Here is a 22864-nt window from a genome sequence, read left to right as displayed (position 1 = left end):
GCTAGAATACAAATTTTAGATTTATTCTGGTAAACTTAACCCATGGTTATTTTAAAATTTATTAAAAAACTTAATGTTTATAGGGAATTGTATGAATTAAGTTTATAATGTTTTGAGAATCAGAATTTTCACTTAATTTACCCAAAGCCATCAGTTTCATTGGGTAACTTTTACCATCGTTGTAATAAGATGGTTGATTATAATTTACCTTATCCCAAAGTGTAAAGCCTTCTCTTTCATAAAAAATAATTCTCCGTTTAGCCATTTCTTCTATGGGTAATTCTACTTCTAAAATTATAGGCTTAGAAACCTTAGATTTAATTGAATTTAAAATTTTACTGCCGTAGCCTTTGTTTCTATGTTTAGAACAAACCGCAAAATGTTCAACAAATATAAAAGTGCCTAAATCCCAATAGTTAAAAAATCCTACAGGATTATTTTCACTCCATGCTAATAAAATTTGAAATTTCGGCTCATCTTTGTATACATTAAGCATTCTTTCTTTAGGTCTTCGTTCATTTTTAGGAAATGATTCTTCATAAAGATTTTCAATAAATGAAATTTCTCTTTTATCATCCATGTTTAGTTTTTGTAATCTCATAAAAAATTTAATTTATTGATTAAAATATAATTCTAAGGAATCATCCAATGATTCAACTTGATTTATATTATCTAATTTTTCTGTACTTTGACTATCATTTAAACTATTATTCGAATTATCATTTATAGATTCTTTCTGATCCCATTCGTTGGATAAAATTTTTGGATCATTATTATTGCCATTCCCTTCTAATCCATCCAATCTATCTTGAAAATGTTGTATTACAATTTTTTGTGCTTCAATTTCTTTTTCTAAGGATAAGTTTTGCTCTTTCAATTGTGAAATTTCTTTTTGATAATTCTGTATATCCTCTTTTAATTTAGATACTTTAGCTTCATTAATATCCGACGTCTGGGAGTTTAGAACTTCAATTCTGTTATTGGTTTGTTGAATCCCTTTTTCTAAAAATAAAATTCGATCTGTATTTCTAATTCTTTCTTTCTCTAAAGAAAGATTATAGTTTTTAGCTCCTACCAAATCTTGTTGTGTGCAGATCCAATTCATATTATTTTTAAAATCATTAAGAACTGGTAGAGCCAAAGATCTTTCACTTGACTTATCATTAATATAAATGCCCTCTGAATCTTGAAAAGAAGTAAAAATATTCATACTTTTATCACCAACATATTCATAAACCAAAATTCCATTCCATAAATCTCCTTTAGGATCGAATTTTAAATTTACACCGTTTAATTTATTGATTACTCCCCCTCTAGCCTTACCTCCTTGCTTTTTAATAAAATTTTTCCAAACACTTAGTACAGTTTCTTTATTACAAACCGGTAAGCTAAAACTGAATGCTGGTACTTCTTTATTATCTTTATCGGTATATGTGATATTTTCTATATCCTGTGCTTTACCAACAACCCAAAAAAACAATACTACTATAATTGTTATTTTTACTTTCATTTGTTAATTTTTTTTAAATAATATTCAGCAATTTCCTTTCCAGAACTAATTGAATTAATCGCCCATTGAGTTTTTAAATTTATTTTTCGTTCATCAGAAATCTTCCAATCTAATTTGCTACGTTCTAACTGTTTTCTAAATTCATAAAAGCATATGCCTGCAGCAACAGAAACGTTTAAACTTTCCGTAAATCCTTTCATAGGTATTGAAAGAGAATAGTCTGCAAAATTCAATGTTTCTATTGTCACGCCTTTAAATTCAGTACCAAAAATTAAAGCTGTGGGCTTATCTATTATAAAATCATGAATAGGGATTGCATTCTTTTCTGGAGATACTGCTACCATTTGATATCCTTTCTCCTTAATTTTAATTAATGATTCTATTCCTGAAGACATATAGTTAATATCTATCCATTTATCAGCCCCTCGAGAAACGGTAGTTTCAGGAGAAAATTCATTTCTATTCTGCAAAGCATACAAAGATTGAAACCCAAATGCTTCCATACTACGAACTATTGCAGCCGCATTTCTAAACTGATAAATATCTTCAATTACAGGCACAACAAATTCAGTTCTAAAGTTGACTAAATTCTCTATTTTTTTTAATTTATCCTCTGTTAAAAACTCTTTTAAATATTCATACAGTTCTAAATTATTTTCAATCCCTTTATACATAAGTCAAAAATAAAAATTTAAATAGACCCAAGGAAATTTATAAATATAAAAATGGTATAAGTTTTGTTTATGCTTACATCATCTAACCTCTTTATTAATTGTCTTAAATAGCTTTAAGCTACTTTTAGAGGTTAAATAGTTTTTAAAATAAACACTAAAAAAAAATATATGAATATTGATGTGATCAACAATGGTAATGTTTCCTTTATGGTTCTTACCACAGTACTTGTCTTCTTAATGATCCCAGGACTGGCTTTCTTTTATGGAGGTTTGGTTCCTAAGAAAAATTCTCTTACCATGATGATGTATACTTTCATTTCCATGGGCATTGTAACTATTTTGTGGACATTTGGTGGTTTCTCTTTAGTTTTTGGTAAGGATATAGGTGGCGTTGTTGGATCTCCTACTGAATATTTTATGTTGCATGGAGTAGATTTTAACGTTAATCCGAGATACGGTTCCTCCATTCCTTTTTTAATGTTCTTTATGTATCAACTTATGTTTGCTATCATTACCGCACCTTTAATGACTGGGGCAATAGCAAGTAGAATAACAATTATGGGATGGGTTAAAGTTCTTATTTTATGGATGATTCTTATATACTTTCCAGTAGCTCACTGGATATGGGGCGGTGGTTTTTTAAGTAAATGGGGATTTGTTGACTTTGCCGGTGGTACTGTAATACATGCAACTGCAGGTTTTAGTGCTTTGGTAGGCGTATTGTTTTTTGGAAAAAGATATTATAAAACTTCTGAAGATTACGGAAATATTAATTTAGTGATTTTAGGTGCTGCTATCCTATTATTTGGATGGTTTGGTTTTAATTCAGGAGGAGCTCTGGTAAGTGGTGAGCATGCGGCCATTGCTTTCACAAATACAGGGATTGCTGCTGGTTTTTCTACTATTGTTTGGGTTATCATATGTTATTTACGCGATAAAAAATTCTCTTTCATTGAGTTAACCACTGGAGCCGTTGCAGGTTTAGCGACCATAACTCCTTGTTCAGGATATGTTTCACCACAATCTTCTGTACTTATAGGAATTATTGCTGCCTTTGTGTGTTACGGATGTTTACAGCTTTCAATTAAATTGAAATTGGACGATGCTTTAGGCGTATGGGGGGTTCATGGCATGGGTGGTGTCACCGGTAGTATTCTAGTTGGTATTTTTGCAGCTAGTAATTTGGATGGTGTATCTGGAGGTTTCCATCAATTTATAATTCAATTGTTAGGCGTAAGCATTGTAATTGTTTATAGTTGTATTGTTTGTTGGGCTATTTTTAAAATTTGTGATCTTACAGGTTCTATACGCGTGCCTAAAGATGTTCAAGAAAAGGGTCTTGATCAAAAATATATTACAGAAATTGTTGATTGTAAATCTTCAAATTAAAACTTATTTCTAAAATTATTTAGAACTCTCTTTTTAAATTTTGAATAATCTATAAAAAAAGCTCCATAATTCTTTATGGAGCTTTTAAATTTTATTTATTTAAGTAAAATGAACATTTAAGAAATATTCATCATTTCTGTATTTTCTGCGGAATCTTTAAACCCTAAAAAGTATAATATTCCATCTAAACCAACGGTAGATAAGGAATGATTGGCACTTTCCTTAACTTTGGGTTTAGCATGAAATGCAACTCCTAAGCCGGCAATTGAAAGCATTGGCAAATCATTAGCGCCATCCCCTACTGCAACCGTTTGTTGGATATCAATGTTTTCAAGTTTAGCAAGTAGTCGTAAATATTCAGCTTTTTTATTGCCATCAACAATATCATCTAAATAATTTCCGGTTAATTTACCATCAATAATTTCCAATTTGTTTGCAAACACATAATCAAATCCAAACCTACTCTTCAAATAATCTCCAAAATAAGTAAAACCACCAGAAATGATTGCAGTTTTATATCCACTTTTCTTTAAAATTTTCATTAATCTCTCTAATCCTTCGGTGATAGGTAGTTTTTCAGCAATTTCTTTTAGTACAGATTCATCCAAGCCTTTCAAAAGCTTTATTCTTCTTTTAAAACTTTCAGTAAAGTCTATTTCCCCATTCATGGCTGATTCTGTAATGGCTCTAACCTCTTCTCCTACTCCTGCGCGATCTGCCAACTCATCTATAACTTCAGTTTGTATCAAAGTAGAATCCATATCAAAACAAATTAAGCGTCGCATTCTTCTATAGCCATTTTCTTCTTGTAAAGCTATATCGATATTTAATTGGGATGATAAAGCCAACAATCTATTTTGAATTTCTTTAACATCTGTAATATTTCCTCTAACGGCTAGTTCAAAACAAGTTCTATTTGTTTTTTTGTTTAATGGTATTCTTTGGGTTAAACGAATGATGCGTTCAATATTTAAATTAAATTCTACTAAAATGTTAGCCACTTCAGATATTTGATTTGCTCCTAGTTCCTTTCCTAAAATATGTATAATGAATCTATTTTTTCCCTGAACTTGTACCCAATGAGTATAATCTTCAGTGGTTAAAGGTGAAAAGCGTATATTTACATTTAGGCTATTGGCTTTAAACAACATTTCTTTTAAAATATCCCCTGAACTTCCGTTTTCTGACTTAAAAATTATCGCCAATGATAATGAATGATGAATATTGGCTTGTCCTATGTCTAAAATTTCGGCATTATACTTTCCTAAAATATGAGTAAGCGCAGTTGTTATACCAGGTTTATCAACCCCGGTTATATTAACTAAAATTATTTCTGAATTTTGCATAAATTTATTGATTCAGTAAAAATATATATTTTAATTTGATTTAATCTGTTTGGCTAAAGTTATCATTTGCTTTGCTTCTTTAACGTCATGAACCCTTAAAACATTTGCTCCTTGAAGCAAAGCGTATAAATGCAATGCAGATGTACCTACCAGTGCTTCATCTACAGAAATATTTAAGGTTTCATAAATCATCTTTTTCCTAGAAATCCCTATGTATATAGGTAAATTAAATTTTTTTAATTGATTTAATTGATTTAGTAGCTCATAATTTTGCTCTAAAGTTTTACTAAATCCAAAACCAGGATCTAAGAATAGATTCTCTATTCCAAAATTCTTTGCTTCTTTAATTTTTTCTTCAAAATATTGAACAACATTTTCAACTAAATTTTCATATTTTGTATATTGATTCATGGTTTGTGGTGTTCCTCTCATATGCATGAGTACGTAAGGTACTTTTAACCTTCCTATGGTTGGTAACATTTGAGGATCTATAGTTCCTCCAGAAACATCATTAATCATGCATACCCCTTCTTGAACGCTTTCATTGGCAACTTTACTCCAAAATGTATCTATTGAGAGTTTTATTTTCGGGTATTCTTTCTTGATAATTTTTATAATTGGGATTACTCGCTGTAGTTCTTCCTCAGCCGTTATAAATTTTGAACCTGGACGGGTGGATTGTCCTCCAATATCTAAAAAATCTGCACCCTCTGAAATTAATTTTTCAACTTGTAATAGGGCTTTTTTTTCTGTATTATAGCAACCACCATCAAAAAAGGAATCTTCAGTTAAATTAAGTATTCCAGCAACTTTGGGCTCATTTAAATTTACTTTCTCTCCTTGTATATAATATTTCATGTATTAATAAGTAAAAATGTTTCTTATTTAAGATATGCTTATTAGTATTACTCAAAAGTAAACTATATTATACAATTTTTAGTGATGTATTTTATATAAAAGAATTTGTTATTTATTAAATTTATATTAAAATTATATACCAAATATAGATTTTTCTTTTTAACCCTTGATTCTATTAAAGTTAAGAGCTAATTTTAATTTATTTTCTTTATAAATCTTTAATAATTTTATTAATATAATTTGAAATTTAATATCTTATTATATTTATATTAATTAAAATTGAAAGTTTAAGCAATTAAACTTTGGAATGGTTAATATTAGGACTAAAATTTAGTTTATATATTTAATACTAAACTTAAGATAAATAAAAAGGCTATTAGAAATTAATAGCCTTTTTATAAATTTTAGATTGTATTATGATTCGCAACTGCTACAACTAACCAGATTTAATACTAATTCTTTAGCTACACTTTGACTTCTTTGATAATATAAAGTTTTAATCCCTAATTTCCATGCTTCAATAATAAGTCGATTAACGTCTTTTACAGGTAAATCTGACGGTATATTCAAGTTCAAGGATTGAGATTGATCTACATACTTTTGTCTGATAGCTGCTTGCTGTACTATTTCTAGCTGGCTAATTTCTTTAAATGTTTTAAATACTTGTTTTTCTTCATATGTAAGTTCGCTTAAATGCTGAACGCTACCTCCGTTAAGCATTATACTTCGCCAAGTATCTTCGTTATTGATTCCTTTTTCCGTCAATAACTCATCCAAGTATTTATTTTTTCTCATAAAGTTCCCTTTGGATAACCCTGCTTTGTAATAATTGGAACTGAAAGGTTCAATTCCTGGCGAGGTTTGCCCCAATATTGCAGAGGATGAAGTGGTCGGTGCTATTGCCATCAAAGTTGTATTTCTACGACCATAACCTTTTAACAATTCTGGCTCTCCATATATCCTAGCTAAATCTTCGGTAGCTTTATTGGATTTATCGTGTATATGTTTAAATATTTCTACTGTTTTTTGTTTGGCTTGAATACCTTCAAAAGGAATTCGATTTCTTTGTAAATAAGAATGCCAACCTAAAACTCCTAGGCCTAAAGCTCTGTGTCTTTTCGCAAAATTGTGTGCAGCGGTTAAATAATAATTTCCTTCAGTTTTAGCTATAAATTCTTGTAAAACTGCATCTAAAAAGAAAATGGCTAATTTTACAGCTTCAGTATCTTTCCATTCTTCATATAATTCTAAATTCATTGAAGACAAACAACATATAAAAGACTCTTCTTCTGTAGACGGTAGCATAATCTCTGAGCATAGATTGGAGGATTTAATGATTAATCCTTTATCTTTATAAACTTGTGGTTTATTTTTATTTATATTGTCTGAAAAGAATATATATGGTAACCCTTTTTGTTGTCGGCTTTCCAATACTTTTGCCCAAACTTTTCTTTTACTAATATCACCATCAATCATTTCTTGCATCCAATAATCGGGAACGCAAACTCCATAAAATAAATTTTGGATTGGGTTTCCTATATCTTTAATGGTTAGAAATTCTTCAATGTCTGGATGATCTATATCTAAATAGGCAGCAAATGCTCCTCTTCTAACTCCTCCTTGAGATATGGTATCCATAGCAGTATCAAACAATTTCATAAAGCTTACTGCCCCACTACTCTTTCCGTTGTCCGATACGGCAGAACCTCTTTCTCTGAGTTCGCCAAAATAGCCAGAGGTTCCCCCTCCTATTTTGGTTTGCATAATTACTTCTCCTAATTTATGAGTGATCCCTTCAATACTATCAGTAATATGAACATTGAAACAAGAAATTGGCAAACCTCTTTCTGTTCCCATATTTGCCCAAATGGGTGAACTAAGGCTCATCCAGCCTCTTTCAATTAACTCCTGGAAAGGTTGTTTTAATTCCGGCTTATATAATCTTTGTGAAGCTGCCGTAGTAATTCTGTCAATGGCACCTTCTACAGTTTCTCCTTTTAATAAATATCCTCTGTTTAAAATTTGTTCGCTCTCGGAGTTTTTCCACCAAAGTTTTTCGTTCATTTTTTTTTATTTAATCGTTTCTTTTCAATAAAATTTTAGTTTTGAAAAAAAGTACTATTTTCTTAAACAATTGTTGAATCTTGAATAATAGCTTTAAATTTTATTGATTTGTAAAATATATATTAAAAATTAAGAAAAAGTAATTTTAAAATAAATCGTTTTCAGTTATACTCTTATCATGCTTAGTATATTCAGTAGGTCTTTTAGCAAAAAAATCGTCTAAACTATTTGCAAAAACTTCTTCTTCAAACCAAGCCATAGGCTTGTATTGTTCCGCCGATATATAATAAAGCTGCTCTATTCCTATTTGTCTTAGACTTTCATCAACTCTAAACTTCATAAAATTGATAAGATTTTCTTTACTGATAGTTTCAATATTACCCAACTCAAAAATCCATTCTAAGATTTTTTCCTCAACTTTAATAGAATGATTAACAATCTTTCTAATCGATTCAATTGTATCTGAATCAAAAAAATCAGGATATTCTTCTTTAATCTTATTTACTAAATATATTCCTGCATTGGCATGGATTTGTTCATCTACAGAGGTCCAACCTATAATATTGCTTACATTTTTCATTAAACCTTTAAAACGGGTAAATGAAAGAATAATGGCAAATTGACTAAACAATGAAACATTTTCTATTAAAATGGAAAATAATATCAGTGAAACGACATACTTTTTATTATCTTCAGATTTTGCATCTTTTAACGCCTTATCTAAGTATTCAATTCGTTCTCTAATTACTGGAATATCTAATAGTTTCTCGAATTGATTGTTGTAACCTAAAACTTCTAATAAACGTGAATAAGCTTCTGAGTGTCTAAATTCACATTCCGCAAATGTACTACCTAAACCATTAAATTCAGGCTTTGGAAAATGTTGATATAAATTTCCCCAAAAACTTTTTACGGCAACTTCAATTTGCGCAATGGCTAATAAACTATTTTTTATTGCATTTCTCTCTTTTTCGTCTAAATGAGAGTGAAAATCTTGAACATCTGCAGTGAAATCAACTTCAGAGTGAACCCAAAATGCTTTGTTTATAGCATCTGTAAATTGTAAAATTTCAGGATATTCAAATGGTTTATAGTTTATTCTTCTATCAAATACTGACATGGCTTTTTAGGTTTTATTTTTTTTATGCTAACGTTATTATAGTAAAATTGTAAACTTTATTTAATTTTTAAAATTTCTTTTATAAATTTTCTTTATTACATTTTATGATCCTCCTTAGTTTGAATGAATTAACCTTATAATCCATTCAAAAATTTGAATAACTAAAATTAGAATATAAATTAAGGTTAGTCAACCTTCTACTAGAAAAGATATTAAGAAGTTATAAACAAACCAATTAAAGCATTGATTTAAAGCTAATTAATTAAAATAACCCTTGATCTAAAATTTATATCTAATTACGTGAATCTACGCCCCATTGCAACTTATCTCGAAGATTTTGATAGTACGAATAATCCTTATAATTAACTATATTAATTTTAAAATTAGCTTTAGAAATTAATATTTCATCTTCAATATTCATTTTATAATATCTAGAGTCTAAGGACATGGAATAGATATCTGAGCGTGAGTTGACTTTAAGTTTAATTTGTATATTATCCTGTAAAATTAGTGGACGTACATTTAAATTGTGGGGTGCAATGGGTGTTAAAACTACAATTTCAGCTTTAGGATAAATAATTGGTCCTCCACAACTTAATGAATATCCGGTGGAACCTGTAGGAGTTGAAACTATTAAACCATCTGCCCAAAATGTATTTAAGAATACTTCATTGACGTAAGCGTCAATATTTATCATTGAGGTTGTTTCATTTCTAATTACTGCTATTTCATTAATCGCATAAGAATTTACATTTCCGGATAGGCTTTTGATTTCTAATACGGAACGTTCGCTTATTTCGTAATTTCCCTCTAAAATTCTTGGCAATTCTCTTAAAACTTCAGTTTTCTGCAAGGTTGCTAAAAACCCTAGCCGACCGGTATTTACACCTACTATAGGAATTTTTAAATCTTTTATAATTGAAATAGTTGAAAGAATAGTCCCATCTCCCCCAAAAGTAAATAATAGTTGAAGATCTTTGGGCAATTTTTTTCTTTTGGAAAGGGTTTGAAAATTAGGGTTTTCATAACCTAAAATTTTTTGTAATTCTTGTTTATACAATTCATAAATGTAAACTTCAATCCCTCTAATCTCTAGTTCATTAAAAAAAGTTTTTAATAAATCCTTATCTTCTTCTTTAACCACTTGTCCATAAATACCTACTTTCATAAATGTTAATTTTCTATACTTCCATAAATTTTTGAAGTTGATTGTAACGATCTTTTAATAATTCTTTTTTTATATCTTCAAAATATCTATTGGTAATTATATAGCCGAATCGTTCAAATGTATCTCCTATTGAACTTATATTTTCGGCTTTTATTTTTAATAATATTTGTGTGGTTTCAAGATCAGTTTTTACAACAGTCAATCCTAAAATTTGTCCATTATTACTTTCAACAATATTTGATATTTCACTTATTGAATATTTTTTTATTGGAGTTGTAATACCTATAAACCAACCGTAATCAGAAATAAATGGTAATGATGAAAATTCATCAATTATAGTTTCTTCTAAAACTACTCCTAAATACTCTTCTTTATCATTCAAGATTGGAAGAACATTGGTTTCATTATCACTAAAAGATTTTAATGAATCGAATATAAGAACGGTATTATGTAAATAAAAATCTTCCAGTTCAACTATATATTTATCAATAGTATCCTCAGGATTTATTTTACTGACTAATGATGCATTTAAATTCCCTAATATTTTACCTTCATTTACAACTGGCAAATGATTGACCTGCTGTTCAAACATTAAGCTTTTAGCTTTCTCAATTGAGCTTTTAAGGTTTATAGTTTGAAAATTTTTAGAAATATATTCTGTAATTATCATCTGGCTAATTTATAATAAGAATTAAAAGAATGCAAAAATCTTTAATTAACAAATTTACTTTATAATTTAATATGGTTTAAAACGGTATAAATTACTTAATAAAACTCCGAAAGTCCAGTATTTCATATATTTTGTTCTAAATTTTTTAAATTATTTAAGTTTTAACCAAATCTGTAAATTAATAAGGAAAATTATATTTATTCTATCTTTGAAATTAATTTAAGTTTAATTATCTAATTCTATATTTAATCAGTGTCCGGACTCTACCTTCATATCCCTTTTTGTAAAAAAAAATGTAGTTACTGCAATTTTCATTTTTCTACGCAACTTCAATTAAAATCAAAATTAATTGAAATGATGGGTAATGAATTGGAATTAAGAAAAAATGAAATGCAAACTCCTATAAAAACCATTTATTTTGGAGGAGGCACTCCTTCTTTATTAAATGAAGATGAAATTTTGTTTTTATTTCATAAAATCTATAGTTTTTATAATACTTCTGAGTTGATAGAAGTTACTTTGGAATGCAATCCTAATGATCTTTCCTATGATTTTCTTAATTTCTTAAAGAAAGAAACGCCAGTCAATCGATTGAGCATAGGAATACAATCTTTTTTTGATGTGGATTTAAAATTTATGAATCGCTCTCACCATTCAATGCAGGGAGAAGAATGTATAAAGATGGCTCAAGAAGTGGGTTTTAAAAATATTACCATTGATTTAATTTATGGTGGAGAAACAACATCAGATGAACAGTGGATAAAAAATTTAGAAAAAGCTATATCTCTGGGAGTTCCTCATATTTCTGCTTATGCGTTAACTGTTGAGCCTAAAACTGCTTTAGAAAATAATATAAGAAAAGGTAAATTACCTCCTGCGGATGAAGATAAACAAGCCAAACAATTCCATATTCTAAGAAATCTATTATCTAAAAAAGATTTTATTCAATATGAATTTTCCAATTTTGGGAAACAGGGATTCTTTTCAAAGCATAATATTTCGTATTGGGAAAATTTGCCCTACTTAGGCATTGGACCCTCTGCACATTCTTACAACGGAAAAGACAGGAGATGCTGGAACGTTTCTAATAATGTTAAATATATTAATGCCATAGAAAAAAATAAACTTCCTTTAGAGATTGAACATATTAGTGATAAAGATAGGTTTAATGAAACTATTATGCTAGGATTAAGAACCTATCAAGGAATTAGTTTAAAAATTTTAAATGAAAATTTTTCTTCCTCATTTTTAGCAATTTTTAATAATGAAGCACAAAAATTAATTAACGACAAAAAATTAATCTGCAAAGATAACTACCTTACTGTAAACCCTGAATACTTGTTTTTAACAGATGGCATAATCTCACAATTATTTTTGATTGATTAATTGTTTATAATCTTATACTTTTGCAGAGATGAAAGATGATAACCGACCGATTGGAATTTTTGACTCTGGTGTAGGTGGTCTTACCACGGCTAAAGAAATTCAACGTTTATTACCAAAGGAAAATTTAATTTACTTTGGAGATTCTAAGCATTTGCCCTATGGGGATAAATCCAAAGAGGTTATAATTGAATATTCAACACAAATTACTCGTTTTTTACTTAGTAAGAATTGTAAAGCTATTGTAATTGCTTGCAATACCGCTACGGCCAATGCTTTACAAGAAGTAAGAAAATTAGCCTCAGAAAAAAATGTGCGGGTCTATGATGTTATTTCTCCAGTAGCTGAAAAAGTAGCTTTTACATTTAATCAAAATGTTGGGGTTATTGCAACTAAATCTACTATAAGTTCTCATATATATAAGAAATATATTAGAAAACACAACAAGCATATTGCAGTGCACGAGCTTGCCACGCCTTTACTGGTTCCTGTTATTGAAGAAGGTTTTACCAACCATCAAATATCTGAAGTTGTACTTAAAACTTATTTAAACAATAAAAAGCTTAGCAATATTGATTCATTAATATTGGGCTGTACCCATTACCCAATAATATTAAATGAGGTTAAAAATTTCTATCAAAATAAAATTCAAGTAATAGATTCTCCTTTAATTGTTGCCAGCCATATACAGCAAGATTTAGAAAAAAGGAAAATTCTTTCTAATTCTTCCAATTCAACGTATGAATTTTATGTTTCAGATTTAACTCCCACTTTTTCCAAATTATCTAAAAAGTTTTTTGGAGCTAAAATTCATTTAAAAGTTGAAAATATTTTTTAACTTTTATTGAAAGACAATTTTAATTTGCGTACCTATTGAAAGTCCCATTAAAGAACTTGCTCCACCCACGGTTTTTAAATTGCTTTTATACATAGAAATTTGCAAATATTCTGAGGAATTAAATATAGCTAAGGCTTTTCCGTGATATTTATTCTCATCAGGATCATCGCCCAACACATCCGTATATTTAGTTTTAATTTCTGTAAATTCAACATTTCTAATTGAAATAACGAAGTCTCTTTTTTTACCAAATTGATGAAATCTATCTTTTTTAATATTAGTTACTGCATTTCCATAGTTATCTATATAAATAATCATTCCGATTAAAGAATTTTCATCTGCTTTCTCTAAAGGCTTATACTCTGTGAGAACTCTATAGTCTGAGGTTTTTCTGCCTATCAATTCTAACTTTCCTCCTCTTGCTAAATGGCACGCCACAGGAATAAACAAATCTTTTAATAAATAATTAATATCCTCGTATGGATTTATGGTAATTTCATACATTTCATGGATTACTCCTCCTTCAGTTATTAAAGATAAAATTCCGTTATCGTTGCAAATAAAGTAATGTCCATGAATTTCAGCTGCCATTGGTTTTACATGCGGAGATGACAAAGCATCTACTCCTATAATATGAACGGTTCCTCTTGGAAAACTCTGATAGGAATTCCTCACAACGAAAGCAGTTTCTAGCAAATCAAATGGCATGATCTCATGAGATATATCAACAACAACCACTTCAGGCAACTGACTATATATACAACCTTTTAGGGCTGGAACATGAAAATCGTTCAATCCAAAATCCGTAGTTAGAGTTATTATCGGCATAATTTTATCTCAGAAACAAAGTTATTGCTTATTTTTGTTTTTGTAAAATTAAAACATTTAAAACTTGAATCAAATCAATTTAATTCTAGATGAGGTAGATCTGAAGCTATTTTATGGAGAATACAATCAGAATTTTAATCTTCTAACTAATCATTTTCCTAAGTTAAAGATAACCGGAAGAGACCAAAATATAAAAGCTACTGGTAATGAAGAAGATTTGCTAGAATTTGAAAAGAAAGTTAAAAGTATTGTTGCGTATATTAATCGTTATAATAAATTAAATGAAATAGCTCTGAATGGTATTCTGCATATATCTAAAGATATAAACAATGTTGAAAAGTTAGAAGATGTTATTGTTCATGGAATAGGAGGAAAAATTATATATGCTAAAACTGAAAATTTAAAAAAATTAGTTAATTGTGTAGATACCCATGATATGGTTTTCGCCATAGGGCCGGCAGGTACTGGTAAAACATATACCAGTGTGGCTCTAGCGGTTCGAGCATTGAAAAATAAAGAGGTGAAACGCATTGTTCTCACCCGTCCAGCTGTGGAAGCTGGTGAAAGTTTAGGTTTTTTACCGGGTGATTTAAAAGAAAAGCTAGATCCTTATTTACAACCCTTGTACGATGCATTAAGGGATATGATTAGCCCTGAAAAATTAGCTTCTTATTTAGAAAAAGGTATTATTGAAATTGCTCCATTGGCTTTCATGAGGGGACGAACTTTAGACGGAGCTTTTGTAATACTGGACGAAGCACAAAATACCACACATTTGCAAATGAAAATGTTTTTAACTAGAATGGGGGCAAATGCAAAGTTTATTATCACTGGCGATCCGGGACAGATTGATTTACCTAAGCAACAAAAATCGGGTTTAAAAGAGGCTATGCGAATATTGCATGGCGTAAAAGATATTGGATTTATAAAACTTACAGAAATAGATGTTGTGCGTCACCGTTTAGTTAAAAAAATATTAGAAGCATACCGAAAACAAGAAGAAGAATAGTAAAAATAATACTTTTAACAATTACGTATTATAAAATACTTTTATAGGATTAGTTAATAATTTTGAATTATTCATTGTTTTTTAATATAATGATAATCAATAACTCTTATCCCAACTTGGTAATCCTAAAAATTAACTATATCAATTTTACTTGTATTGTAAAACTAGCTAAAATCAAAGGTTTCATTGAATGTAATAAATTTAATCGGATATAATTTCTCTTTCTTCTTTGATTCCTTCTATAATTTTATTTATGAATTCTAAATATTTTTTTTAGTTGTGAACATGACTAAATTACAGTTCTAGTTTAAATAATTTTATTTAATCACTAATTACTTCTTTTGAAATTATACGATTATCCTGAATGTTTACTTTAAATTTAAATAGCATATAATTTTCTTTTCCAGAAAACTATTCTGAGTGTTCATATTTTACTGGAATTACAATTTCTTGATCTGTTGAATATCCAGAAAACATATAGGAATAGAGATTCCCCCATTTATCAAGAGGTTCATAAATTTTTATTATATCGTATTCATTATCACAGTAGTTGAAAAAAAAACCTATTGCACTGGTAAAAGGATTCTTTCTTCCTCCCAAATTTTTAGAAATTTTATTGGAAGAATAAACCGGATATTCTTTTGTATAATGTTCTATTATTTCTTCTCCCTTAAAGATATATTCTAGATCACTATCCACTAGGAAAACCCAATAATTAGAAGGTAGGATATCTCTTAACCTTCCTAAGGTTAAAGTATCTTTATCTTTTCGAGGTTCTAAATATTCATACTTCTTTTTTATCTCTAAAGCAAAAGAGGGAATTGTTACAATTTTACATTGAACTTTATTTTGAAATTCTTGAAATGAAACAATTTCTATGAATAATCGGGTTTTAAATTGAGTAATTAAATCCAAATCTGCTTTATTTAAAGAATCTTTTTGTGCAAATATGAGGCAGCTAAATAAATAGAAACTAGCTAAAATCAAAGGTTTCATTGAATGTAATAAATTTAATCGGATATAATTTCTCTTTCTTCTTTGATTCCTTCTATAATTTCTTTTACTATTTCTAAATCTGCATTTTTGTTATAACCGATGCTTATTTTGAATAAGTAATATTTATCTTTTTCTGGAAACATTGATCCTTGGGTTAGAGATACATATTTTACTGGAATTACAACTTGATAATTTTTGAATTCCTTACTATAATATTTTTTATAAAAATCCATCCATTTGTCTAAAGGTTCATATATTTTTATTATGTCTAAGTTACTTTTACATAAATCTGTTTCAAAATCAATATTTTGTGGAATATATAAACTATCGGAATCCATAAGTGCACTAACATAAGTTAGATTATATCCTCCCAATAAAGATTCATCCGGTTCCTTAAAAATCCAAGTTTTTATTTTCTTTTTTTTTCTTAATTCTTTTATGGATAAAGTATCCGATGTTTCTTTTACATTATAGAATAAATCTCCTAATGTACTTCCTATTGAATAATCCATCGTTAATGCTATTGGTTTTATACCTACAATATGACAATTTTTATTACTTTTAAATTCTTTAGAATTTATAATGGATTGGTATACTGCTACTTTAAATTTATCAACCATATTTATAGAACTTTCTTGTACTTGTCCTATCATTAAAGTTGTAAGAAAAAAACTAATCCCAATTAAATGTTTTTTCATGTATATAATATTTTACTTTTTTATAATATTTACTTATTGATAGATTATCTGAAGTTGCTCTATTTATTATAAATTTCCCATGAGTTTTAGGAAATTTTGGGGGAAGGTATATGGATGTATTACCAAAATCAGGATCATATACTATCTTTTCTCCATCAGGAGAATCTGATCCATTTAAAAAACCAAATTCAATACTATTAAAGTTAACTCCATAATTTACATAATTTTTCCTATCAGGTAATCCTATTTCTCTTCTTATTAGGTTACAAAATTTAGCTTCTACTTCTACCGGACCTTAATTTAAATATTCCACGGAGTTAAAATTATACTTATCATCGGTTAACTTTAGTATTGCGTGACCTAAAAACTCATGTTCTAATAATCTAGATAAATTAAAGTATCTATTAACACTAGGCAATAGTTCATTTAAAAGCTAATATTTTCTTTGAAATGTATACTTATAAATAAAACCTTTTTGATTTAAATCATCAGTAAAATCTGCTAAATCTATAAAAGCAATATCTCCAATACTTGTATGTCTAGGAATTGTTCCTCTTTTCCCCTGTTTTCTTTTTTTATCATCCCAATCTTGTATATCGGCTTTCGGAACTCCAGGAACAACTCCTCCCGCAACATTGCCCTTTTCTTTTTTTAAATGCAATACATTACCTTCTCTATCAAAATCATTTAAGGAATAATCCGTATAATAATTATAGCTTGTATTCTCAAGTGGTTCAGCTACCAGCTCATATCCAAAATTATATCCAAACAATAGTTTGCCTTTGGAAATTTGGTTGGGGTCTAGTTCTTTTTTCCAATGGTTTATGGCAGTAAGCGAAGTTTTTCCATAAGCAGGTTTACATTCTCCATCATAATACAACATTTCATTGTCCTTGTTGTAGGCCAATTTTATTCCGTATTCTTCATTAAATGCTTTATGCAGTTTAACAGGTATTTCAAACACTTGCTGTCCTTTTTCATCATAAAAACGGGTATTTATTCCTCCTTTTTTTAAATTTAAAATAGATTCTGCTTTTCCCTCTTCTTTTAAATTTTGAATATAGGCATAAACGGTAATTTTCCCGGAAGTTTCGGTTTCCGAAATATCCATAGTTACTTCCTGTTTACCCATTACCTGAGCAATGGGAATGGGAGAATCATTATTGTGTTGCACTGCCCATTTTATATTTTTCAATTCCATGGGAGATTTTATCTCTCGGTTAAACCGGGTAATCTTAAATTTATATGACTTTCCTTTCTCTACTATTTCTAGCTTTTTTCCATCTTCATCTAAGGGACCGTTTAATTCTACTACGCGCAAAGGTTACGGTGGTTGATAATCGTTTAAAAACTGCACCCCTCCTTTCTTTCCGATCATAATTACCTTTTTAGGGGAATTGAAAGTAAGATCTCCCTCAGTAGAAGTTAATGTTATAGTCCTCTTAGCTTTTTTTATACTTTCTCCTCCAATTATCCGTACTATTTTACCACTCTTCATTTTTTATTCATTTACTTTTCCAAATATAATTATTTTTGTAACTTTCAGGATAAAGTAAATGTTTATTTTCTTCATTTTTTCTCTTTAATAAATAAAGGGAAGTATATTTATTCTAATTTAAAATAATTGTCTCCTAACCAACCAAAATTTTTAAAAAGTAAATAGAATTAACCTTGAGAGAAATTATTAGATTTTTTTTAGCTTTGCTTTAGACAAAATATTAAAACTCTTTTAAATAATAAGTTTTTTTGTTTCTAACTAATCATCTACTTTATTTAAAAAAGTAGATGATTTTTAAAGTTCAATTTTTAAATTAACTTTTTTTCTCTATCCTTTTTACTTTAGATATATTTTCAACCTTTTGCAGATTTTTTAAAATTTCATCCAACTGAAAAGTATTCTTGACTTGTAATGTTATTTGACTGGTGAAAATACCATCTTCAGAGTTAAAATTCATTTTCTTTATATCTACTTTCATAAGGTTAGACAAAATATTTGAAATATCACTTATTAATCCAATGCGATCAATTCCGTCAATTAATATGTGAACTAGGAAATTTCTATGGGAGCTATTTACCCATTTGGCTTGAATGACTCTATAGTCATAGTTTGCTCTCATGTCAACCGCATTTGGACAGATTTCTTTATGAACCTTAATTCCTTTACCAATCGTAACAAAACCAAAAATTTTATCTCCCGGTATAGGATTACAACATAGAGCCATCTGGTAATCTAATTTTTCCTCTTCCTCACCAAAGACAATCATATCCAATTTGCCTTCCTCTTTTATCTCATCAGTTTCTTTAGAATGAATAAATGGGATATTGGGTCTTTTCCTAAGCCTTGATAGCAGATTATTAAACACTCCTTTACTATCAACATATTTTTTTAATTCCTTTGTATCAATAATACCAGAAGCTACTTGGTAAAAAATATCATGGCTTGTTTTTGCTCCAAAAAATTTTTGAATTGCATTTAGCTCTGCTTCGGAATAATTAATTTTAAAATGTCTTAATTTTCTTATAAGTAATTCCTTACCTTCTTCTGTATACTTTCTTTTTTCACTATTTAAAGCGGATTTAATTCTTGATTTTGCTTTTGAAGTAGCTACAAAATCTAACCAATCAATTTTTGGTTTTTGGTTGGAAGATGTGAGTATTTCTACTTGATCTCCGCTTTTTAATTTATGGCTTAAAGGTACTAATTTACTATTTACTTTAGCCCCTAAACAATGATCTCCTATGTTGGAATGTATAGAGTAGGCAAAATCTAAAGCAGTTGCACCAATAGATAGCACTTTTAAATCTCCTTTGGGGGTAAAGATAAATATATCTTTGGTATACAAGTTCAATTTAAAATCGTCTAATAACTCTTTAGTTGTAACCGTACCTTGACTTTCTAACATTTCTCGAACCTGAGAAATCCAACTTTCAATTTGATTATCTTCGTCTACCTTATAACCTTCTTTGTATTTATAATGAGCGGCTATCCCTTTTTCTGCTACCTCATCCATACGTTCAGAACGGATTTGCACTTCTACCCACTTGGATTCCGGACCAATGACTGTAACATGTAAACTTTCATATCCGGTAGATCTTGGTGTTGAAATCCAGTCCCTCATCCGGTTCGGATTGGGGACAAATTCATCAGTGACAATAGAATAAATTTTCCAAGCTAAAAATTTTTCATTTTTATGATCTGATTTATAAATGATACGAATAGCAAATAAATCATAAACTTCTTCAAAATCCACGTTTTGCTTTCTCATTTTTTTATAAATGGAGAAAATGGATTTATGTCTGCCTTTCAATAAAAAATTAAGATTTTCTTCTCTTAATCTTTCAGAAATAATTTTAGAAAATTCATCAATATAACGTTGTCTATCTCTATCCGTCTCCTCTAATTTCTTAACGATAAAATTATATGAATCTGGATCCGTATATTTTAAACTTAAATCTTCCAATTCAGACTTTATCGTATAAAGCCCCATTCTATGAGCTAAGGGTGCATAAATATAGGTAGTTTCTGAAGCTATTTTTTTTTGCTTAGCCACTTTCATGCTATCCAGAGTCCTCATATTATGCAATCGATCGGCAATTTTTACTAAAATTACCCGAACGTCTTTAGAGAGTGTTAAAAGTAGCTTTCTATAATTTTCGGATTGTAAAGATAAATCTTGATGATCGATTTGAGATATCTTAGTAAGCCCTTCAATAATTTTAGCAATTTTGGGGTTGAAAAGTTTTTCAATATCTTCAACCGTATAAGCTGTATCTTCTACAACATCGTGTAATAATGCACAAACAATGCTTGTTGCTCCTAAGCCAATTTCGTCAGCTACAATTTTAGCTACCGCTAAAGGATGATAAATATAAGGTTCTCCTGTTTTTCTTCTTTGGTCTTTATGCGCTTCTTTTGCTAAATCAAAAGCTTTACGGATTAAAATTTTATCTTCATCATTTAAAACTCTATAAGTATTCCGAAGCATATCCTTATATCGTTTGGCTATTTCTTCGTTTTCTTTTTTTGTTTTTATATCCTCCAATTCTTGCATAAAATCCCTGTTTATCATGTGCTTACTCTAACAAATTTAACGATAATTTCCTGAAATCATTAATTATTTTTCCATGCAATTTAGTATTGTTGACATGCATATATTTATAGGAATAATAGCTGGAAGGATTTTTATGAATTAGAGAGGAAAAAATACTTTAAAATGCTACGCAAAATCATTTAACTGGTAGAATTATGATTTTTTTGTAAAATATAATTGTAATCTAATATCAATCGATTTAAATATAAATAGATAAAGAGGCACGAAATATAGCTGAAATAAATAACTATATTTTAGATTTAATTCTTTTAAAGAATTTTGTTGAATAATTTTATACGATTATAAAGATTCAAGTATATCTTTATAATCGTATTTTTTATATTTTTATCACTTGAATTTCCCCTAAATATTTCCTATCAACAATTATAGCTAAAAAAGGCTTTATTTTATATGACAGTTTATTTCCTTCAACTGCTTTAAAAGTAAATATTATTTTGCCCTTACCATCTTTTTTAAGAGAGATAGGAATTAATTGAGTATTAATATCTGTTGAAGGTAATGCAACTGCAATTACCCACTGTTTTTTAAAATCTATGGGTGTAGGCTGTCCATGCTTACCCATGGTTGTAGCCATTCCAATATACTGATCAAATTCTGATTGAGAAACGATGGTAATAAAACTATTTAAATCCTCATTAGAAAAATAATTTTCAGCTATAGTAAATGGTACGCTTTGCTCAAATTCAAATTCCTCCATTATTGGTGAATGGTTCACATCATTTTGTCTCTGATTATTAGCGCAACCATTTAGAATAAATATAAATGAAAATAAATGAATAACTATAATTTTCAATCTAAATTCCAATTATTTTTAAATTAGCTCTTTAATTTCCTGAATCATTTGATCAGCGATACGTTCTGCTTCTTCTTGGGTAGATGCTTCTGTATAAATTCGTATAATTGGTTCCGTATTGGATTTTCTTAAATGAACCCAATGCATTGGAAAATCTATCTTTAAACCATCAACCGTAGATAAATTTTCGTGATTGTATTTAAGTGTTAATTTTTCAAGAATATCATCTGTATTTATTTCTGGACTTAAATCTATTTTCTTCTTACCCATAAAATAGGACGGATAGGTTTTTCTTAATTCTCCGCAGGTCATTTGTTTTTGAGCTAAATGAGTAAGAAATAAAGCTATACCTACTAATGAATCTCTACCATAATGTAGCTCTGGATATATTATTCCTCCATTTCCTTCTCCCCCAATTTTAGCTCCAACCTCTTTCATAAGAGTGACAACATTAACTTCTCCAACGGCTGATGCATGGTAGGATTGATTGTATTTTTGGGTAACATCTCTTAAAGCACGGGAAGAGGATAAATTTGAAACTGTGGAAGATGGAGTTTTCGATAGTATATAGTCCGCTACAGCTACCAAAGTATATTCTTCCCCAAACATAACACCCTCCTCTGTAATTAAGGCTAAACGATCAACGTCAGGATCTACCACTATACCTAAATCTGCCTTAACTTCTGGAACCTTACGCATTATATCCGTGAGATTTTTCTCTAACGGTTCTGGGTTGTGTGGAAAATGTCCGTTAGGTTCACAATACATTTCAACAACTTCTACTCCTAATTTCTTTAAAAGAGGTACCACAGAAATGCCTCCGGTTGAATTTACAGCATCTAAAACTACTTTAAAATTCGCATTTCTTATAGCATCCACATCCACCAATGGTAATTCCAATATTTGTTGAATATGATAATCTATTCCCTCTTTATTTTCTACATAACTTCCTAAATGATCTACATCAACATAATCAAAGTCATCATTTTCAGCTATTTTTAATAATTCTTCCCCATCCTTCCCTGAGATAAATTCTCCTTTTTCGTTGAGTAATTTTAAAGCATTCCATTCTTTAGGATTATGGCTTGCAGTTAGAATGATTCCCCCATCGGCTTTCAAATAAGGTACCATGAGCTCTACGGTTGGAGTCGTTGATAAACCTAAATCAATCACGTGAATTCCAGTTCCCACTAAAGTAGAGGAAACCAATTGTGAAAGCATTGAACCTGAAATACGGGCATCCCTACCAAGTATAACGGTTACATTTTCTTGATTGGATTTTCTTTTTAACCAAGTTCCATAAGCGGAAGCAAACTTAACTGCATCTATCGGAGTTAAGTTTTCGTTTACTTTCCCACCGATAGTACCTCTAATGCCAGATATACTTTTTATTAAAGACATTGTTTAT

The 22864-nt window shown here is 29.3% G+C and carries 21 protein-coding genes; 4 read left to right on the top strand and 17 right to left on the bottom strand.

Going from position 1 to position 22864, the window contains the following annotated elements; genetic code table 11:
• Positions 1 to 70: 70 nt before the first annotated feature.
• From ETU10_RS09040 to ETU10_RS09030, 3 genes are read right to left on the bottom strand one after another with little or no spacing between them, the layout of a single operon-like run.
• Positions 71 to 601 carry a GNAT family N-acetyltransferase gene (locus ETU10_RS09040; protein WP_146311655.1) on the bottom strand — a complete coding sequence of 177 codons (531 nt, stop codon included), beginning with the start codon at positions 599 to 601 and terminating at the stop codon, positions 71 to 73.
• A gap of 12 nt (positions 602 to 613) precedes the next feature.
• Positions 614 to 1510, bottom strand: coding sequence for a hypothetical protein (locus tag ETU10_RS09035; protein ID WP_146311653.1), 897 nt, complete (start codon positions 1508 to 1510; stop codon positions 614 to 616).
• Positions 1507 to 2184 (bottom strand): TrmH family RNA methyltransferase, encoded by a 678-nt coding sequence (locus ETU10_RS09030; protein WP_146311651.1) that lies wholly within the window; start codon positions 2182 to 2184, stop codon positions 1507 to 1509. The genes ETU10_RS09035 and ETU10_RS09030 overlap by 4 nt, the downstream gene beginning before the upstream one ends.
• Positions 2185 to 2352: 168 nt before the next feature.
• Between ETU10_RS09030 and ETU10_RS09025 the strand changes: the two genes are divergently transcribed.
• Positions 2353 to 3573: an ammonium transporter gene (locus ETU10_RS09025; protein ID WP_146311649.1), complete on the top strand. Its 1221-nt coding sequence runs from the start codon at positions 2353 to 2355 to the stop codon at positions 3571 to 3573.
• Positions 3574 to 3689: 116 nt separating this feature from the next.
• Here the strand turns inward: ETU10_RS09025 and serB are convergent, their stop codons facing one another.
• The 6 genes from serB to ETU10_RS08995 form a co-directional block, all read right to left on the bottom strand.
• Positions 3690 to 4919, bottom strand: a complete 1230-nt coding sequence (gene serB, locus ETU10_RS09020; protein WP_146311647.1) for a phosphoserine phosphatase SerB — start codon at positions 4917 to 4919, stop codon at positions 3690 to 3692.
• Positions 4920 to 4949: 30 nt separating this feature from the next.
• Complete coding sequence (gene folP, locus ETU10_RS09015) at positions 4950 to 5777, bottom strand: dihydropteroate synthase (RefSeq protein ID WP_146311645.1); 828 nt, start codon at positions 5775 to 5777, stop codon at positions 4950 to 4952.
• Positions 5778 to 6191: 414 nt separating this feature from the next.
• Positions 6192 to 7841 (bottom strand): ribonucleoside-diphosphate reductase subunit alpha, encoded by a 1650-nt coding sequence (locus ETU10_RS09010; RefSeq protein WP_146263082.1) that lies wholly within the window; start codon positions 7839 to 7841, stop codon positions 6192 to 6194.
• Between the two features lie 145 nt (positions 7842 to 7986).
• On the bottom strand, positions 7987 to 8961 hold the full coding sequence (locus ETU10_RS09005; protein ID WP_146311643.1) for a ribonucleotide-diphosphate reductase subunit beta: 975 nt from the start codon (positions 8959 to 8961) through the stop codon (positions 7987 to 7989).
• A gap of 292 nt (positions 8962 to 9253) precedes the next feature.
• Positions 9254 to 10129 carry an NAD kinase gene (locus ETU10_RS09000; RefSeq protein WP_146311641.1) on the bottom strand — a complete coding sequence of 292 codons (876 nt, stop codon included), beginning with the start codon at positions 10127 to 10129 and terminating at the stop codon, positions 9254 to 9256.
• Positions 10130 to 10142: 13 nt separating this feature from the next.
• Positions 10143 to 10799, bottom strand: coding sequence for a CBS domain-containing protein (locus tag ETU10_RS08995; protein WP_146311639.1), 657 nt, complete (start codon positions 10797 to 10799; stop codon positions 10143 to 10145).
• A gap of 252 nt (positions 10800 to 11051) precedes the next feature.
• Between ETU10_RS08995 and hemW the strand changes: the two genes are divergently transcribed.
• On the top strand, positions 11052 to 12185 hold the full coding sequence (gene hemW / locus ETU10_RS08990) for a radical SAM family heme chaperone HemW (protein ID WP_146311637.1): 1134 nt from the start codon (positions 11052 to 11054) through the stop codon (positions 12183 to 12185).
• A 28-nt stretch (positions 12186 to 12213) separates the two neighbouring features.
• Complete coding sequence (gene murI, locus ETU10_RS08985) at positions 12214 to 13020, top strand: glutamate racemase (RefSeq protein WP_146311635.1); 807 nt, start codon at positions 12214 to 12216, stop codon at positions 13018 to 13020.
• 3 nt (positions 13021 to 13023) lie between these two features.
• Here the strand turns inward: murI and ETU10_RS08980 are convergent, their stop codons facing one another.
• Entirely contained in the window at positions 13024 to 13848 is an 825-nt protein-coding gene (locus ETU10_RS08980) for an SAM hydrolase/SAM-dependent halogenase family protein (protein ID WP_146311633.1), read from the bottom strand.
• 64 nt (positions 13849 to 13912) lie between these two features.
• On the opposite strand from ETU10_RS08980, the gene ETU10_RS08975 reads away from it, so the two are divergent.
• Complete coding sequence (locus ETU10_RS08975; RefSeq protein ID WP_146293172.1) at positions 13913 to 14857, top strand: PhoH family protein; 945 nt, start codon at positions 13913 to 13915, stop codon at positions 14855 to 14857.
• A gap of 411 nt (positions 14858 to 15268) precedes the next feature.
• Here the strand turns inward: ETU10_RS08975 and ETU10_RS08970 are convergent, their stop codons facing one another.
• The 7 genes from ETU10_RS08970 to glmM all read right to left on the bottom strand — a co-directional run bounded on the left by ETU10_RS08970 (position 15269) and on the right by glmM (position 22857).
• Positions 15269 to 15853, bottom strand: coding sequence for a hypothetical protein (locus ETU10_RS08970; protein WP_146311631.1), 585 nt, complete (start codon positions 15851 to 15853; stop codon positions 15269 to 15271).
• 14 nt (positions 15854 to 15867) lie between these two features.
• Entirely contained in the window at positions 15868 to 16551 is a 684-nt protein-coding gene (locus tag ETU10_RS08965; RefSeq protein WP_146311629.1) for a hypothetical protein, read from the bottom strand.
• A gap of 433 nt (positions 16552 to 16984) precedes the next feature.
• Positions 16985 to 17872: a hypothetical protein gene (locus tag ETU10_RS08960; protein WP_146311627.1), complete on the bottom strand. Its 888-nt coding sequence runs from the start codon at positions 17870 to 17872 to the stop codon at positions 16985 to 16987.
• A gap of 3 nt (positions 17873 to 17875) precedes the next feature.
• Positions 17876 to 18049 carry a hypothetical protein gene (locus ETU10_RS11195; protein WP_185145089.1) on the bottom strand — a complete coding sequence of 58 codons (174 nt, stop codon included), beginning with the start codon at positions 18047 to 18049 and terminating at the stop codon, positions 17876 to 17878.
• A gap of 313 nt (positions 18050 to 18362) precedes the next feature.
• A complete protein-coding gene (locus ETU10_RS08955) occupies positions 18363 to 20603 on the bottom strand; it encodes a RelA/SpoT family protein (RefSeq protein WP_146312101.1) in 2241 nt (746 codons plus the stop codon).
• A gap of 376 nt (positions 20604 to 20979) precedes the next feature.
• On the bottom strand, positions 20980 to 21456 hold the full coding sequence (locus tag ETU10_RS08950) for a hypothetical protein (RefSeq protein WP_146311625.1): 477 nt from the start codon (positions 21454 to 21456) through the stop codon (positions 20980 to 20982).
• Between the two features lie 18 nt (positions 21457 to 21474).
• Positions 21475 to 22857 (bottom strand): phosphoglucosamine mutase, encoded by a 1383-nt coding sequence (gene glmM / locus ETU10_RS08945; RefSeq protein ID WP_146311623.1) that lies wholly within the window; start codon positions 22855 to 22857, stop codon positions 21475 to 21477.
• Positions 22858 to 22864: the final 7 nt, after the last annotated feature.

It is taken from the genome of Apibacter muscae (genome assembly GCF_007845595.1).
Taxonomy (GTDB): Bacteria; Bacteroidota; Bacteroidia; order Flavobacteriales; family Weeksellaceae; genus Apibacter; species Apibacter muscae.
This window is presented reverse-complemented; position numbering and strand designations above follow the sequence as displayed.

Excerpts from the sequence above, each read along its gene's own strand:
- ETU10_RS09040 (WP_146311655.1), bottom strand. The coding sequence starts at position 601 with ATGAGATTACAAAAACTAAACATGGATGATAAAAGAGAAATTTCATTT.
- ETU10_RS09035 (WP_146311653.1), bottom strand. The coding sequence starts at position 1,510 with ATGAAAGTAAAAATAACAATTATAGTAGTATTGTTTTTTTGGGTTGTT.
- ETU10_RS09030 (WP_146311651.1), bottom strand. The coding sequence starts at position 2,184 with ATGTATAAAGGGATTGAAAATAATTTAGAACTGTATGAATATTTAAAA.
- ETU10_RS09025 (WP_146311649.1), top strand. The coding sequence starts at position 2,353 with ATGAATATTGATGTGATCAACAATGGTAATGTTTCCTTTATGGTTCTT.
- serB (WP_146311647.1), bottom strand. The coding sequence starts at position 4,919 with ATGCAAAATTCAGAAATAATTTTAGTTAATATAACCGGGGTTGATAAA.
- folP (WP_146311645.1), bottom strand. The coding sequence starts at position 5,777 with ATGAAATATTATATACAAGGAGAGAAAGTAAATTTAAATGAGCCCAAA.
- ETU10_RS09010 (WP_146263082.1), bottom strand. The coding sequence starts at position 7,841 with ATGAACGAAAAACTTTGGTGGAAAAACTCCGAGAGCGAACAAATTTTA.
- ETU10_RS09005 (WP_146311643.1), bottom strand. The coding sequence starts at position 8,961 with ATGTCAGTATTTGATAGAAGAATAAACTATAAACCATTTGAATATCCT.
- ETU10_RS09000 (WP_146311641.1), bottom strand. The coding sequence starts at position 10,129 with ATGAAAGTAGGTATTTATGGACAAGTGGTTAAAGAAGAAGATAAGGAT.
- ETU10_RS08995 (WP_146311639.1), bottom strand. The coding sequence starts at position 10,799 with ATGATAATTACAGAATATATTTCTAAAAATTTTCAAACTATAAACCTT.
- murI (WP_146311635.1), top strand. The coding sequence starts at position 12,214 with ATGAAAGATGATAACCGACCGATTGGAATTTTTGACTCTGGTGTAGGT.
- ETU10_RS08980 (WP_146311633.1), bottom strand. The coding sequence starts at position 13,848 with ATGCCGATAATAACTCTAACTACGGATTTTGGATTGAACGATTTTCAT.
- ETU10_RS08970 (WP_146311631.1), bottom strand. The coding sequence starts at position 15,853 with ATGAAACCTTTGATTTTAGCTAGTTTCTATTTATTTAGCTGCCTCATA.
- ETU10_RS08965 (WP_146311629.1), bottom strand. The coding sequence starts at position 16,551 with ATGAAAAAACATTTAATTGGGATTAGTTTTTTTCTTACAACTTTAATG.
- ETU10_RS11195 (WP_185145089.1), bottom strand. The coding sequence starts at position 18,049 with ATGAAGAGTGGTAAAATAGTACGGATAATTGGAGGAGAAAGTATAAAA.
- ETU10_RS08955 (WP_146312101.1), bottom strand. The coding sequence starts at position 20,603 with ATGCAAGAATTGGAGGATATAAAAACAAAAAAAGAAAACGAAGAAATA.
- glmM (WP_146311623.1), bottom strand. The coding sequence starts at position 22,857 with ATGTCTTTAATAAAAAGTATATCTGGCATTAGAGGTACTATCGGTGGG.